Genomic DNA, 15,771 nt, shown 5'->3' on the forward strand with positions numbered 1-15,771 from the left:
CGCTTTTTGTAAGGAGAGAGTTTCGATGCAATTAAGAGACTTATCAGTATTGATGAGTGTAATTCTAATAGTAGCCATGCTAATTATCCCTTTTCCCCCTTGGCTTTTAAGTGTACTGATCATTATAAATATTGCGCTTGCACTAATGGTTTTGCTGACATCCATGAATATGAAGGAAGCGCTCGAATTTTCCATTTTTCCTTCGTTAATATTGTTAATGACATTATTCAGGCTGGGGTTAAATGTTTCTACGACAAGGTCCATTCTATCAGAAGGGGAAGCTGGTAAAGTCGTTGAAACATTTGGCTCTTTCGTAACCGGAGGAAACGTCATTGTCGGTCTTGTTGTATTTTTAATACTCATCATTATCCAGTTTATCGTTATTACGAAGGGATCTGAGAGGGTCTCCGAAGTAGCTGCGCGTTTTACACTCGACGCGATGCCGGGTAAACAAATGAGTATCGATGCAGACTTGAATGCAGGTATGATCTCAGAGCATGAAGCCCGGGAACGCCGCGAAAAAATCAGCCGTGAATCTGATTTTTACGGTTCTATGGATGGTGCGAGCAAATTTGTTAAAGGTGACGCCATTGCTGGGATCATCATAACTCTAATCAACCTTCTGTTCGGTGTGGTCATCGGGATGATGCAGCTTGGGCTCCCTTTTGGAGAAGCAGCCATGAAATACTCGACGCTTACAGTTGGTGACGGAATTGTCAGCCAAATCCCGGCACTGTTAATTTCCACTGCAACGGGTATTGTGGTTACAAGGGCAGCATCTGATGGAAATATTGGTAAAGATATTACTTCCCAGCTGTTTGCTTATCCGAAAATGTTATATGTTACTGGCGGAACTATTATTCTTTTAGGTTTACTGACACCAATAGGGCTCTTGCTGACTTTGCCGATTGGCGGCTTAATGATTTTCGGAGGTTACACGATTGCAAAGACTCCCCAGCCTGATAAGGAACAATTGCTGGAGATGGAAGAAGAAATTGAAACCGATGAAATGAAAAGTCCTGAAAGTGTGGTTAACCTTTTAAATGTAGATCCAATTGAATTCGAGTTTGGCTATGGGCTAATTCCTCTTGCCGATACAAATCAGGGCGGTGACCTTCTTGACAGGATTGTGATGATCAGAAGGCAGCTGGCGATCGAATTGGGGCTTGTCATACCTGTGGTAAGGATACGTGATAATATTCAGCTGCAGCCGAATGAATATAGGCTGAAGATAAAAGGAAATGAAATGGCACGCGGCGAGCTTCTGCTCGATCATTATTTAGCCATGAGTCCTGGTATTGAAGATGATAGCATCGAAGGTATTGATACGATTGAGCCTTCATTTGGTCTGCCGGCAAAATGGATAACAGAAGAAATGAAAGAGCAGGCAGAAATATTTGGCTATACAGTCGTTGACCCTCCATCTGTTGTATCTACTCATATTACAGAAGTAATAAAAAGCAATGCCCATGAGCTATTAGGCCGCCAGGAAACAAAACAGCTGATTGACCATGTCAAGGAAAGCTATCCAATCCTTGTTGAAGAGGTGACCCCAAATCCATTGTCAGTGGGCGAAGTTCAAAAGGTGCTTGCGAAATTACTAAGGGAAAACGTTTCAATCCGGAATTTGCCGGTTATTTTTGAAACACTTGCTGACTTTGCAAAATCTACAAGTGATACAGACCTGCTTACCGAGTATGCCCGTCAGGCTTTGGCCAGACAAATTACTAACCAGTTTTCACAGCAGGGTGACTCCATAAAAGTCGTAACCCTATCAGGGAAAGTCGAGAAATTGGTTGCAGAAGGTGTTCAGCAGACAGAGCATGGCAATTATTTATCCATGGACCCAACAGTATCGCAGGATATCCTGGAATCAATTGCTTCGCAGGTGGAACAGCTTTCACTGATTGAGCAGACGCCAATTGTCCTTTGTTCTCCAGCAGTCAGAATGTATGTCAGGCAATTAACAGAAAGGTATTTTCCGCAAATACCGATTCTTTCCTATAACGAACTTGAAGCAAATGCGGAAGTTCAGAGTGTCGGGGTGGTGAATATTAATTGAAGGTAAAAAAGTTTATGGCAGCATCGATGCCTGATGCGATGAAGCAAATCCGGACGGAGCTAGGCAAGGATGCTGTAATTCTAAATTCAAGAGTAGTATATACCGGCGGGGTTCTGGGCTTTTTTAAAAAAAGGATTATTGAAGTAATGGCCGCGGTGGACTCGAATCAGGAATTAGAGCAAAAGCCCTCAGTAAAGCCGGCAGCGGTCCCAGCTCCTTCAGACCATTACAGGGGGAATGCAGGAGAAGCTCAAATTTCGAGCTTAAAAACTTCAGATGAGCTGATTAGAGAGCTAAGCAGCCTGAAAGAGATGATTTCCTCTTTTGCCGGTGCACAGCAGGAAGGTTCAATTTACCCCGAAGCGATAAGAAAAGCCCTGTTCATTCTTGATGAACAGGAAATTGAAAAGTCCGTTCAGGTTCATGTTCTTCAAGCATTGCTGGAGAAATGGTACCTGTGCGGTGCGAATGCTAAGGATTCTGAAATAGAGGACTGGCTGCACGATGAACTTATAAAGCAAATTGAGGATATTCCATTTGGCGGTATGTCTCTCAGCAAAAAATATATCAATGTAGCCGGCCCAACAGGTGTTGGAAAAACAACTACTTTGGCGAAAATGGCAGCAGAATGTGTTATTAAGCATAGAAAAAAGGCTGCATTTATCACAGCCGACACTTACAGGATAGCTGCGATCGATCAGTTAAAAACCTATGCAAGTATCCTGAATATACCCTTGGAAGTTTGCTATACAATAGAAGATTTCAGACAGGCAGCCGATAAACTGAAGGAATATGACGTGGTTTTAATTGATACAGCAGGGCGGAATTTCAGAAACAAACAGTATGTAGAAGATTTAAAGAATGTCATTGATTTCGAAAATGAAATGGAAACCTTTTTAGTGCTTTCACTTACCTCGAAACAAAAGGATATGGAAGAGATCTATAATCAGTTTTCAATTATAGACATTGATAAGCTGATCTTTACAAAGGCAGATGAAACGTCAACTTATGGTTCCATGTACAACATAATTCATAAATACAAAAAAGGTGCAGCATATATTACAAATGGACAGGATGTTCCTGATGATATCCTGATGGCAGGGCCAGAGGCTATTGTAAAACAACTAATGGGGAATAAAAAATGAACGATCAGGCAGAAAGGCTAAGAGCCAGGCTGAAAGAAGAAGACAGCCGAAATCATCAAGTTAAAACAATAGCAGTTGTAAGCGGAAAAGGTGGAGTAGGGAAATCTAATTTCTCATTGAATTTTTCCATTTCCCTATGCAAAACTGGCGACAGGGTATTGTTATTCGATTTGGATATTGGTATGGGGAATCTTGAAATACTAATGGGAAGGTCTGCTAACTATTCAATTGCTGACTTTTTAGAAAAGAATATCCCACTGAAAAATATTATTTCTGAGGGTCCTCTTGGACTTGACTATATCGGCGGAGGGACTGGCCTTTCGCATTTTGTGAAACTGGATGATGAGCAAATTTCAAGATTCACAGAAGAACTTGCTGACCTCATCAAAAACTATGATTATATCATCTTTGATATGGGTGCAGGCATTACAGAGGAATCGGCTAAGTTCATACTCTCAGTCCAGGAAATTGCAGTTATTACGACACCTGAACCAACGTCTATCACTGATGCATACTCTGTAATGAAACATATACACCTTTTGGATGGGACGATTCCATTTCATTTGGTCATTAATCGATCTGAAGGAGAGAGAGAAGGGAAGGAAACGTATAAGAGGATTTCAGCTGTCGTATCAAGATTTTTAGGGAGGGAGGCTGACCTCTTAGGAATCATTCCGGATGATCACAGCATACAGCAGGCAGTTAGACGGCAAATCCCTTTTATTTTGCATCAAGGGAATTCAGCTGCTTCAAAAGCAATTCGGAAAATGACTGAGAAAGTTGGCGGCAGGCCAATCGGACATACTGGTGAACACCATTCTGCCCAATTTATATTAAAACTAAAAAAATTTCTTTTTAATAGGGGGTGAATCAGCATGAAGACAGTCAAAGTGCTTGTAGTAGATGATTCAGCCTTTATGAGAAAACTGATTGCGGATTTCCTTTCTGAAGATGACAGAATTCAAGTTGTCGGGACAGCCAGAAACGGCGAAGAGGGTCTAAGGAAGATAAAAGAATTAAATCCTGATGCAGTAACCATGGATGTTGAAATGCCGGTCCTAAATGGCCTGGAAACTCTAAAGATTATTATGAAGACCATGCCCGTTCCTGTAGTGATGCTTTCAAGCACCACGAAGGAAGGTGCTGAAAACACCTTCACAGCTATGGAATATGGTGCAGTAGATTTTATTGCGAAACCATCTGGTCCAATTTCATTGGACCTGCATAAAATAAAAACTGAATTAACAGAAAAGATAGTGCAGGCGAGTAAGGCAAATATAAAAGGGCTGGTTAAATTTTCAGCTATTGGAAAAAAACCTGCCGTACTACAGCAAAGTTATAGTAAAATAGAACTATGTCAATCTATGCAGATCAGCCGCTCTGCTTCCATATCGAGTTCAAATCCCAGAAAGCTAATTTGCATAGGGACTTCCACAGGCGGACCGCGGGCTCTTCAAAAAGTGCTGTGTGACCTCCCTGGAAATCTGAACGCTCCGGTACTGATTGTTCAGCATATGCCTGCCGGATTTACGAAATCGCTGGCCAGCAGATTAAACGGTTTATCAGATTTATCGGTAAAGGAAGCCGAGGAAGGGGATATTCTTCTGAACGGCACGGCATACATAGCTCCAGGAGGCTTTCATCTAACAGCAGCAAGATCAGGCAAGGATCTAGTTATTCATCTGGATGATTCACCGCCAAGGAACGGACACAGGCCTTCAGTTGATGTGATGTTTGAGTCCTTAGGTGAAATCAGCGGGATTCAAAAAATTGCTGTTATCATGACAGGAATGGGTGCAGATGGAAAAAATGGCCTGATGGAAATGAAGAAAAAAGGTGAAGTAAAGGCTATTGCCGAATCAAAAGAAACATCGATTGTATTTGGAATGCCAAGAGCAGTGATTGAGTCCGGTCTGGCAGATGATGTGCAGAATATTGAACGTATAGCAGAATCCATATTGAAATTTGTTTAAAGCCGAGGGGTGCAGGCACATGGAGATGAATCAATATTTAGAGGTATTTATTGAAGAAAGCAAGGAGCATTTGCAGGCGTGCAATGAACAGCTTCTGGAATTAGAGAAAAATCCTGAAGATATTAAAATAGTTAATGAGATCTTCAGATCAGCGCATACGCTAAAAGGCATGTCAGCTACCATGGGGTATGAAGATCTCGCAAATTTAACCCATCAAATGGAAAATGTCCTTGATGCAATCAGAAATCAGAAAATTAAAGTGAATGCTGAAATTCTGGATGTCGTTTTTCTGGCTGTTGATGATCTGGAAGCAATGGTTCAGTCAATTGCAGAAGGCGGTGACGGCAAAAGGGATGTTTCCGAAGCTGTAGAAAAATTAATGCTGATCGAAAAAGGGGAAAGTCCGGCGCAGTCTGCAGCGAGAGCCGAAACGGCAGCAGCAATTGCAGAACCGCAAGGACTGATCAAGAGTACATATGATGATTTTGAATTGACAGTTATTCAGCAATCGAAGGAGCAGGGCTTTGAATCCTATGAAATATCAATAGCATTGCGGGCAGATTGTCTGCTGAAAGCCGCCAGAGTATACATGGTTTTTGAAGTTCTTGAGAAGAGCGGGGAAGTGATCAAAGCCACACCTTCAGTTGAGCAGCTTGAAGAAGAGCAATTTGATCAGGAATTTTCCGTAACAATTATTACTAAAGATACACCTGAAGATATCCGTCAAAAACTTTTGAAGGTATCGGAAGTGGAAAGGATTGAAGTGCTGCCGCTATCTATGGGGAACTACAGCTCTCAGGAGGCTGTTAAAGAGGCAGAAGCTGTACTGCCTGCCGCAGAAGTGGCCGAAGAGGCTGCTTCAGATATGCCAAAAGAAGAAAAAAAAGCCCCGGCAGCAAAGCAAGTCAGCAATAAAACGATTAGGGTAAATATCGAGAGATTAGATATCCTTATGAATTTGTTTGAAGAACTGGTGATTGATAGGGGACGGCTTGAACAAATATCTAAGGAATTAAACAATCAGGAACTGCATGAAACGGTTGAGCATATGTCAAGGATCTCAGGGGACCTTCAGAATATTATTCTGAATATGCGCATGGTCCCAATAGAAACGGTATTTAATCGTTTCCCAAGAATGGTCAGACAATTGGCAAGAGATTTAAATAAAAAGATCAATCTCCAAATAGTTGGGGCAGAAACCGAACTTGACCGGACTGTTATTGATGAAATTGGCGATCCGCTTGTTCATTTAATCCGAAATGCACTGGACCATGGGGTCGAAACACCGGAAGTCCGCAAAGAAAATGGAAAGAGCGAAGAAGGAAATGTCGTATTAAAGGCATATCACAGCGGCAATCATGTGTTCATTGAAATAGAAGACGATGGTGCAGGCATAAACAAAGATAAGGTTATAAAGAAAGCACTGAAAAACGGCATTATTACAGAGCAAACAGCTTCCACTCTAACGGACAAACAGGCTTATGAACTGATTTTTGCTTCAGGCTTCTCGACTGCTGATAAAATCTCAGATGTTTCCGGACGGGGTGTGGGGCTTGATGTTGTAAAGAATACAATCGAGTCATTGGGAGGATCAGTATCAATAGATTCAAAAGTGGGGCAGGGTTCGATTTTCTCCATACAGCTGCCATTAACTTTATCCATTATTTCAGTCATGCTCGTTGAGATTGAGAAAGAAAAATACGCAATCCCTCTATCGTCTATTATTGAAACTGCTATTATCAGAAAGGAAGACATCTTAAGTGCGCACAATCAAAAGGTGATTGATTTCAGAGGAAAAGTGGTTCCGCTCCTTTCTTTGAAGGAAATTTTTGAGGTGCCATCTGAGAATCTTGAAGAAGAATTCATTTCCGTTGTCATCGTCAGAAAAGGGGAAAAGATGGCAGGGCTTGTTGTAGATTCCTTTATTGGACAGCAGGAAGTGGTTTTAAAATCCCTTGGAAACTACTTAACCAGCGTGTTTGCCATTTCCGGTGCAACAATTTTAGGCGATGGACAGGTCGCACTGATAGTCGACTGTAATGCATTGATTAAATAATTTAATTTTGACGTTTACAAAGGAGTGAACAGGATGACTGAGACGGCAGCCGCAGATTTAAAATTGATTGTATTTCAGCTGAAAGAGAAAGAATATGCAATTCCGGTTAATCAGGTGCGTTCAATAGAAAAGGTTGAGCATATAACCCGGGTCCCACGAACAGCAGGTTTTGTAAAAGGAGTCATCAATTTACGGGGGGTTGTGACGCCAATCATTAGTCTCAGAAGCAGATTTAATCTGGAAGAGGCTGAATATAATGAGCATTCACGAGTAATTATCGCGGTATTGGATGATATGGAAGTTGGGCTGATTGTAGATTCTGCAAATGATGTCATTGATGTGGACCTTGAATCTATTGAACCCCCTCCAGAGGTAATCGGTTCTGAAGAGGCCGATTTTATCAAAGGGGTAACGAAAATCGATAAGCGATTATTTATCCTGATAGATTTGGAAAGAGTCCTGAATCCTGAAGAATTGACAGTCCAGGATGGACAAGGGATAGCAGGATGAATTTTTTAGACAAGAATATCAGCAGCATGAAATTGGATATTCTTAGAGAAATCGGGAATATTGGAGCAGGGCATGCGGCGACTGCGTTATCAACGCTTCTCAATAAAAAAATTGATATGTCTGTACCAGATGTAAAAATTGTTTCATTTGATGAAATGATTGATATGGCTGGAGGAGCAGAAAATGTAGTGGCCGGGGTGTTTCTGAGGATAGAAGGAGACGCCCCAGGCAGCATGTTTTTTGTCCTGCCTCTTGAACAGGCTGAAATCTTCATTCGAGAACTGCCTGGAAACATACCTTTCCGTGCAGATGAATTGCCATATGATGAACTTGCCCTATCTGCACTGCAGGAGCTTGGAAACATTCTCTCAGGTTCTTATTTATCTTCTTTATCGGATTTTACCAAACTATCACTTTTTCCCTCTGTGCCGATGCTAAGCATTGATATGGTGGGAGCAATAATTGGCACGGGGCTGCTGGAAATCTCACAGGTGAGCGATTACGCCATCGTAATTGATACAGCTTTAAATGAAGAAGTTCAAAATACGGATGCTGTAAATGGCCACTTTTTTTTGCTTCCTGACCCTGAATCATTTCAAATCATTTTTAAGGCCTTGGGAGTCCCGGATCATGAATAATCTTCTTCAAGTTGTAAAAGTAGGCATTGCAGATATGAATATTGTTAAAACCCCCAGCTTAATCAGGACATCAGGACTTGGTTCCTGTGTAGGTGTGGTTCTTTATGACCTTAGCGCAGAAATTGCCGGGCTTGCACATATTATGCTGCCTGATTCCTCTCTTGCCAAAGGTGCAGGCTTTAATTCAGCTAAGTATGCTGATACTGCAATCAGGGACTTAGTGAGCCTTCTGGCGAAAAGCGGGGCTAGATCTTCAGGATTAAAAGCGAAAATTGCCGGCGGAGCCCAAATGTTTAAGTACTCCTCCGGAAGTGATTTAATGAGGATTGGTCCTAGGAACGTAGAGGCAGTAAAACAGGAACTTTCATTCTTGAAAATTGCCATTTTAGGTGAAGATGTTGGGGGCCACAGCGGCAGAACAATCGAATTCAACCCTCAATCAGGCGAATTGATGATTCGGACTGTAAACAAAGATCAAGTGATTATTTAAACTCCTGTTTTAAAGTATGTGCAGTTTTTAGAGAATCAGCTTTTTTATTCCGGTTTTAAAAATCTGTAAGTAAAATCCGTAAATTACAAGATTATCACCGCCAGCCATAAAGCTGATTTTTCTCCGGCTTATTTATAAATCTCTCCAATAACTTCTTCGAAGAACACGTCCCCTCTTGATTAGTTAAAAGTGAGCGGTGAAGACTGTAGTTAATATTTTTATAGGAAACATTTTGATATACTAACAATAGTAAATAGAAATGGAAACGTTTGAGGAGGATAGCCATGACAGACCTGATAACAGAAGAAAGCACATACTGGGCTAAATGGGTCGACTCTCGTGATGCTCAAGCGGGAAATTTTCTTGTGAAAAAATATTTGCCTCTTGTAAGCTATCATGTACAGCGGATATCCGCTACCCTGCCGAAGAATGTTTCAAGAGATGATATTCGAAGCCTGGGGCTAATGGGGTTATATGACGCTCTGGAAAAATTTGATCCTGCAAGAGATTTGAAATTTGATACATATGCTTCTTTTCGCATTCGCGGTGCAATTTTGGATGGATTAAGGAAAGAAGATTGGCTTCCGCGAAGTACGAGGGATAAAGCGAAAAAAATAGAAGCTGCCATTGAGAAGCTGGAGCAGCGGCTGATGCGCAATGCAACTGTGCATGAAATTGCTGAAGAAGCAGAGATGCAGGAAGATGAAGTGTATTCTGTTATGAACGAACATTTTTACGCTAACATTCTTTCAATTGATGAACAGCCCGATGCTGAAGAAAAGGATGGCAGTTACTCCATTAAGGATGAAAAAGCAATGATTCCAGAAGAAAAGGTATTAAAGAATGAAATTTTGGAAGAAATGGCTGAAAAAATCTTACAATTAAATGAAAAAGAGCAGCTGGTGCTAAGTTTATTTTATAAAGAAGAATTAACACTGACAGAAATTGGCGAAGTAATGGGCCTATCTACCTCCCGTATTTCTCAAATTCATTCAAAGTCAATTTTTAAGCTTAGGCAGCTGCTGGAAAAAGCAATATAATCTAATGTCATTTCTTTCTGCACAGAAAGGAATCAGCATGGAAAACCAATTTCAAATTTTAGTCGATGGTCAACGTTTAGCTGCATTGATTCAGCCGTCAGATATTAATAAGCTGGATAGAGCCGTCCACCCTGAAGATTTGTACAAACTGCTTGCTGACGAAAAAATCACATTTGGTGTGAGCGAAGAAGTAATCCAGAGAATCTGCAGAGATCCTTTCTCAGTAGAATATCCCATTCTATTAGCAAAAGGAGTTCCTGCAGAAAATGGCAGTGATGCATATCTGTTAAATGAAGTCACTTTTAACCAGCAAACGAGGAGAAAGGGTTTTAATTTTAGAGATGTTCTCCATATTCCGTCTGTTAAACAAGGACAGCTCCTTGCATCTGTTATTCCTTCTACCCCGGGTGCTCCTGGTAAAGATATATTAGGAGAGTCCATACCAGCAAAGAATGGAAAACCTTTAAGAGTCAAAGCAGGAAAGAATGTATTAGTAAATGGCGGCAAATATTATTCGCTATTGGACGGTCAGGTTAGTTTTACACCAGAAAGCATCTCTGTAAATCCGGTGTTTGAAGTGAACGGCGACCTTGACTTAAAAACAGGGAATATAAATTTTGTGGGGAATGTTATGATACGCGGGAATGTTCCTGCCGGTTATGAAATTAAATCTGGAGGAGACATCATTGTTACCGGTCTGGTGGAAGGGTCTTTCCTGCAGGCGGATGGCAATGTCCTTATTTCTGGCGGAATCTCCGGCAGTCATAAGGGTTCGGTTATATCGGGAGGCTCTGTTCAGGCAGCTTATCTAAATCAGGCAAAAGTGAAGGCTGAACAGGACGTAATTATAGCAAAATCAATCCTCCACAGTTATGTTCATGCTGGCGGAGCGATCAGGTCAAGCGGCGCATTGGTCATCGGAGGTAAGCTTCTATCCGGCTCTGATATAGAGATTAAAGAGCTGGGCAATCACCTATTTACTAAAACGGAGCTTTTTGCAGGTATGGTCTCCAATTTGGATAAGGCCGAAAAAGATCTCCTAAACCAATCAGCCAAACTGCAGGAAACAATCAAAAAACTGGATAGTATTGATGAAAGACTGACAGAAATGGCAAGACTTACAGGAAAGCTGTCGGAAGAACAAAGAATCATTATTCTTAAACAAAGGGCCACAAAAGCTCATTTGCAGGTTAAATTGACCAAAATAAATGAAGAGCTTTCCGAACTGGAAAAAGAAAAAGATGAGAAAATGAAAGCTTCGATCGTTATTTATGGGAAAGTCTATCCAAACACTTCTATGCATTTTGGAAAATATTCAAAAGTGATTCGCCAGACAGTCAAATCTTTAAAGTTCCATTTTTCAAAGGGAGAAATAAGAAGTAATCCTTTAGAAGCAGGGAGAGACGATCCTTTATTAAGGAAGTGATCCGGGATGAGTTTAAAATCAATAGAACTGCAGATAGCATTGCCGAGAACGTTTGACGCAGGTAAAATCCAGGAACAGCTTCAGCAGAGGGGACAGACAATCAGCGGGTTTGCTGCCGAGAGTACACGGGAAAATGCTGAGAAGCAGCGGAAGACCGTGATCAAACATGAGCAAAAACAAAATGTCAACCTTGGCAATGATGACAGCGAAAGCCAAAAAGAGGCCGGTGGACATGATCGGAAAGAAAATCAGAAAAAAGAAAGCAATGACAAACAGAACCATCCGTACAAAGGGAAGGTTATTGACTACAGCGGATAGAGGGATATCATGACAGCTTTTCTATTAGCTATTAGCCTGCTGCTGAATATTGTAGCGTTTTTAGCCATTATTTTGCTGTTTCTGCGTCAGAATAAGTTAATGGAAGCAGAGAAAAACCAGGAAAAAGTGCTTGTTGAAATGGAAGACGTCATATCTTCTTACCTTATTCAAATGAAGGAAGAAAACGATGACTTTATTAACAAATTTTCGCAGATAAATGCTAAAAATCAATCATCTGAAAAAGAAAAAAGTATCCGGCTAAATACGGAAAGAAAAAATGCTGAAAATACAGCTGATTCTGATGAGAAATCATTGCGATTTGCCAGAACATCCGTCTACCAGGCATCTAAAGCATACAAAAAGAATTTAAGGGCTTCAGAGGAAGAGATGAATGAACCAGAAGGTTTAGTATCTTTAAAGGAAACTGAATCTCTAACGCAATCAGATAGCAGTCAGAGTGCTAAAGCAGAGAACACCTTATCAATAGAAGATCAAGTGTTTATGATGAAAAAACAGGGACTGAATGTGGAGGATATTGCAAAAAAATTAGGAAAAGGGAAGACAGAAATCGAGTTAATGCTTAAATTTCGTCAAAATCAGCAAGAATAGCTTGATTGTGAAAAACACTTATGCTATATTAACAAATGGTGTTAATACACACGCTTATGGATTTAGCCGGATGGTGCTGTTCAAATGCAGTTGCCGGCTGAAAATGATATGGGCGGAGGAAATAAAAACCATTAGGAGGAAACACAAATGTCAGTAATTTCAATGAAGCAATTGCTTGAAGCTGGTGTACACTTCGGACACCAGACTCGCCGCTGGAACCCTAAGATGAAGAAATATATCTTCACTGAGCGTAACGGCATCTACATCATCGACCTTCAAAAGACTGTTAAGAAGGTAGAAGAAGCTTATAACTTCGTTAAGGAGCTTGCTGGAAACGGCGGTACAATCCTTTTCGTAGGAACTAAGAAACAAGCTCAAGATTCTGTTAAAGAAGAAGCAATCCGTTCTGGTATGTTCTATGTGAACCAGCGCTGGTTGGGCGGAACTTTAACAAACTTTGAAACAATCCAAAAGCGTATTGCGCGTTTAAAGGATATCGAAAGAATGTCTGAAGACGGAACTTTCGAAGTTCTTCCTAAAAAAGAAGTTGTTCAATTGAAGAAAGAGCAAGAGCGCTTAGAGAAGTTCTTAGGCGGAATCAAAGACATGAAGAGCCTTCCAGATGCTCTATTCATTATTGACCCGCGCAAAGAGCGCATTGCTGTTGCAGAAGCACATAAATTAAACATCCCTATCGTTGGTATCGTTGACACTAACTGTGACCCGGATGAAATTGATGTTGTAATTCCTGCAAACGACGATGCTATCCGCGCTGTTAAATTGTTAACAGGCAAAATGGCAGATGCTATCCTTGAAGCTAAACAAGGCGAAGAAGTTACAACTGCTTAATAGAAAAGCGGAGGCGCCTTGGAGCGCTGGAGCTCTACTGCTCTAAGGTGCTTTTTTCTTGATTTAAAAGAAGGTGATAAGAGGGAGCACCCTTTATCACCTTTTTTTAAAGAAAAGGCAATGTTTAGTTTTCTATACAGCTTTAAATGGTAAAGATATTATTACATAACTCATTAAGGAGGATCTCATAATGGCAATTACTGCTCAAATGGTTAAAGAACTTCGTGAAAAAACAGGCGCAGGCATGATGGACTGTAAAAAAGCACTTCAGGAAACTGAAGGTGATATGGAAAAAGCAATCGACTTCCTTCGTGAAAAAGGAATCGCTAAAGCTGCTAAGAAAGGTGACCGTATTGCTGCAGAAGGTCTTACTTCTGTTAAAGTAGACGGAAACGAAGCTGTTATCCTTGAAGTAAACTCTGAAACAGATTTCGTTGCTAAGAACGAAGGGTTCCAAACTCTTGTTAAAGAAATCGCAGAACATTTGCTTTCTGTAAAGCCGGCTTCTGTTGAAGAAGCTGCTGGCCAGACAATGGCAAACGGTGCAACTCTAGAATCTCACATCAACAGTGCGATTGCTAAAATCGGAGAAAAGCTTTCTCTTCGCCGCTTCGAAATCAAAACAAAAACTGACAGCGATGCTTTCGGTGCTTACCTTCACATGGGCGGACGCATTGGTGTGCTAACAGTTCTTGAAGGAACAACTGACGAAGATGCAGCGAAAGATGTTGCAATGCATATTGCTGCCCTAAACCCTAAATATGTATCTCGTGATGAAGTATCACAGGATGAGGTAGAGCGCGAGCGTCAAGTATTGACTCAGCAAGCTCTTAACGAAGGCAAGCCTGAGAATATCGTTGCTAAGATGGTTGAAGGACGCCTTGGCAAATATTTCGAAGATGTGTGCGTAAACGACCAGGCTTTTGTTAAAAACCCTGATCAAAAGGTAGGCAAATTCGTTGAATCTAAAGGCGGAAAAATCCGTGAGTTCGTTCGCTACGAAGTTGGAGAAGGCATTGAAAAGCGTGAAGACAACTTTGCTGAAGAAGTAATGAACCAAGTTAAGAAGTAATTTTTAAATATTAATTAATTCAGCTATGATTCAGGGAACACTTTGTGTTCCCTGTTTTTCAAGAATGAGATAAAATTAAAAAGCAATGGTGAGTTTTTATACTACATATGGAGGTTCTTATGAGCAGCCCTAAATACAAACGCGTGGTCTTGAAATTAAGTGGAGAAGCTTTAGCAGGAGAGCAAGGTTTCGGAATTAATCCTTCAGTGATTAAATCAATTGCTGCACAAGTTAAGGATCTGGCCGCATTAGATGTTGAGGTTGCTGTCGTTGTCGGCGGCGGAAACATCTGGCGCGGAAAGATCGGAGAAGAAATGGGTATGGACAGGGCAAATGCCGACTATATGGGAATGCTTGCTACTGTCATGAACTCATTGGCGCTGCAGGATAGCCTCGAGAATCTCGGTGTGGAGACTAGAGTTCAAACCTCAATAGAGATGAGGCAGGTCGCTGAGCCGTACATCCGCAGAAGAGCCATCCGCCATCTTGAGAAAAAGCGGGTTGTGATCTTTGCTGCAGGAACCGGAAATCCTTACTTCTCTACTGATACAACTGCAGCATTGCGAGCTGCGGAAATTGAAGCAGAAGTAATTCTTATGGCGAAAAACAATGTGGATGGCGTCTATTCAGCTGACCCTCGCATTGATAAAAATGCTAAAAAATATGATGAGCTTTCCTATCTTGATGTTTTGAAAGAAGGATTGGCTGTCATGGATTCTACAGCTTCATCTTTATGCATGGATAACAACATTCCATTAATTGTGTTCTCAATTATGGAAAAAGGCAATATTAACCGCGCCGTAATGGGTGAAACAATCGGAACAATCGTCAGGGGGAAAAAATAATGCCGAAACAAGTTATTGCAGATGCAAAAGAAAGAATGACCAAAGCAATTTCAGCTTACACAAGGGAGCTTGCGAGCATCCGAGCAGGTAAAGCAAATGCTTCATTGCTTGATCGCATTACTGTTGATTACTATGGTGCGCCGACTCCTGTAAATCAGCTAGCCGGGGTGTCTGCTCCAGAAGCGCGCCTTTTAGTCGTTACTCCTTATGACAAATCCATTCTTGGAGAAATTGAAAAAGCCATCCTTAAATCTGATATCGGCTTAAATCCGTCTAATGACGGCAGTGTTATCAGATTGGCTATTCCTCAGCTTACTGAAGAACGCCGCAGAGAGCTCGTGAAGGTTGTCAAAAAAGAATCGGAAGACGCAAAAGTTGCTATCCGCAATGTTCGCCGCGATGCCAATGATGACCTTAAAAAGCTTGAAAAAAATGGAGATATTACAGAAGATGACCTTCGCGGTTTTTCTGATGACATTCAAAAACTTACTGATGATCACATCAGTAAGATTGACGAATTAACAAAAGAAAAAGAGAAAGAAATTCTTGCAGTTTAATGACTCTATACTGAGAACCCTCTATCAATAGGGGGTTCTTTTACTCTTTGGGAGCTGCATAAACAGATTGTGTATTTGCACGCTGACTTCGCTGAAATATGCATAGAAGCCAGTATTCCTATCCTGAATTTAGTTTCTGGTAACATACTTTTTTAGAGATATATTTTTTTATTTTTGGTAT

General features: G+C 41.0%; 16 protein-coding genes. All 16 read left to right on the forward strand.

The features are described from left to right. Positions 1–25: 25 nt before the first annotated feature. The 16 genes from flhA to frr all read left to right on the forward strand — a co-directional run bounded on the left by flhA (position 26) and on the right by frr (position 15,590). Positions 26–2,062, forward strand: a complete 2,037-nt coding sequence (gene flhA, locus DFO72_RS12270; RefSeq protein WP_113881959.1) for a flagellar biosynthesis protein FlhA — start codon at positions 26–28, stop codon at positions 2,060–2,062. Then, complete coding sequence (gene flhF, locus DFO72_RS12275; RefSeq protein ID WP_113881960.1) at positions 2,059–3,207, forward strand: flagellar biosynthesis protein FlhF; 1,149 nt, start codon at positions 2,059–2,061, stop codon at positions 3,205–3,207. Before flhA ends, flhF begins: the two co-directional genes overlap by 4 nt. After that, positions 3,204–4,076 carry a MinD/ParA family protein gene (locus DFO72_RS12280; protein WP_113881961.1) on the forward strand — a complete coding sequence of 291 codons (873 nt, stop codon included), beginning with the start codon at positions 3,204–3,206 and terminating at the stop codon, positions 4,074–4,076. Before flhF ends, DFO72_RS12280 begins: the two co-directional genes overlap by 4 nt. Before the next feature lie 6 nt (positions 4,077–4,082). Further along, complete coding sequence (locus DFO72_RS12285; RefSeq protein ID WP_113881962.1) at positions 4,083–5,180, forward strand: protein-glutamate methylesterase/protein-glutamine glutaminase; 1,098 nt, start codon at positions 4,083–4,085, stop codon at positions 5,178–5,180. A 19-nt stretch (positions 5,181–5,199) separates the two neighbouring features. Then, positions 5,200–7,236, forward strand: a complete 2,037-nt coding sequence (locus DFO72_RS12290) for a chemotaxis protein CheA (RefSeq protein WP_113881963.1) — start codon at positions 5,200–5,202, stop codon at positions 7,234–7,236. Between the two features lie 33 nt (positions 7,237–7,269). Continuing rightward, complete coding sequence (locus DFO72_RS12295; RefSeq protein WP_113881964.1) at positions 7,270–7,746, forward strand: chemotaxis protein CheW; 477 nt, start codon at positions 7,270–7,272, stop codon at positions 7,744–7,746. Beyond that, a complete protein-coding gene (locus DFO72_RS12300) occupies positions 7,743–8,384 on the forward strand; it encodes a chemotaxis protein CheC (protein WP_113881965.1) in 642 nt (213 codons plus the stop codon). Before DFO72_RS12295 ends, DFO72_RS12300 begins: the two co-directional genes overlap by 4 nt. After that, the gene (locus DFO72_RS12305) at positions 8,377–8,874 is read left to right on the forward strand and encodes a chemotaxis protein CheD (protein WP_113881966.1); all 498 of its coding nucleotides are present in this window, start codon (positions 8,377–8,379) and stop codon (positions 8,872–8,874) included. The genes DFO72_RS12300 and DFO72_RS12305 overlap by 8 nt, the downstream gene beginning before the upstream one ends. 284 nt (positions 8,875–9,158) lie before the next feature. Beyond that, on the forward strand, positions 9,159–9,914 hold the full coding sequence (locus tag DFO72_RS12310) for a FliA/WhiG family RNA polymerase sigma factor (protein ID WP_113881967.1): 756 nt from the start codon (positions 9,159–9,161) through the stop codon (positions 9,912–9,914). Positions 9,915–9,951: 37 nt separating this feature from the next. Beyond that, positions 9,952–11,340, forward strand: a complete 1,389-nt coding sequence (locus DFO72_RS12315) for a DUF342 domain-containing protein (RefSeq protein ID WP_166672471.1) — start codon at positions 9,952–9,954, stop codon at positions 11,338–11,340. Positions 11,341–11,346: 6 nt separating this feature from the next. Next, a complete protein-coding gene (locus tag DFO72_RS12320) occupies positions 11,347–11,658 on the forward strand; it encodes a hypothetical protein (RefSeq protein ID WP_113881969.1) in 312 nt (103 codons plus the stop codon). A 9-nt stretch (positions 11,659–11,667) separates the two neighbouring features. Next, entirely contained in the window at positions 11,668–12,267 is a 600-nt protein-coding gene (locus tag DFO72_RS12325; protein WP_113881970.1) for a DUF6115 domain-containing protein, read from the forward strand. Positions 12,268–12,414: 147 nt separating this feature from the next. Further along, positions 12,415–13,116, forward strand: a complete 702-nt coding sequence (gene rpsB / locus DFO72_RS12330) for a 30S ribosomal protein S2 (RefSeq protein ID WP_009330721.1) — start codon at positions 12,415–12,417, stop codon at positions 13,114–13,116. 190 nt (positions 13,117–13,306) lie between these two features. Beyond that, positions 13,307–14,188, forward strand: coding sequence for a translation elongation factor Ts (tsf, locus tag DFO72_RS12335; protein ID WP_009330719.1), 882 nt, complete (start codon positions 13,307–13,309; stop codon positions 14,186–14,188). A 119-nt stretch (positions 14,189–14,307) separates the two neighbouring features. Beyond that, positions 14,308–15,033, forward strand: coding sequence for a UMP kinase (gene pyrH / locus DFO72_RS12340; RefSeq protein ID WP_113881971.1), 726 nt, complete (start codon positions 14,308–14,310; stop codon positions 15,031–15,033). Continuing rightward, positions 15,033–15,590 (forward strand): ribosome recycling factor, encoded by a 558-nt coding sequence (gene frr, locus DFO72_RS12345; protein WP_113881972.1) that lies wholly within the window; start codon positions 15,033–15,035, stop codon positions 15,588–15,590. Before pyrH ends, frr begins: the two co-directional genes overlap by 1 nt. Positions 15,591–15,771: the final 181 nt, after the last annotated feature.

It is taken from the genome of Cytobacillus oceanisediminis, from assembly GCF_004366035.1.
Classification (GTDB): Bacteria; Bacillota; Bacilli; order Bacillales; family Cytobacillaceae; genus Cytobacillus; species Cytobacillus oceanisediminis_C.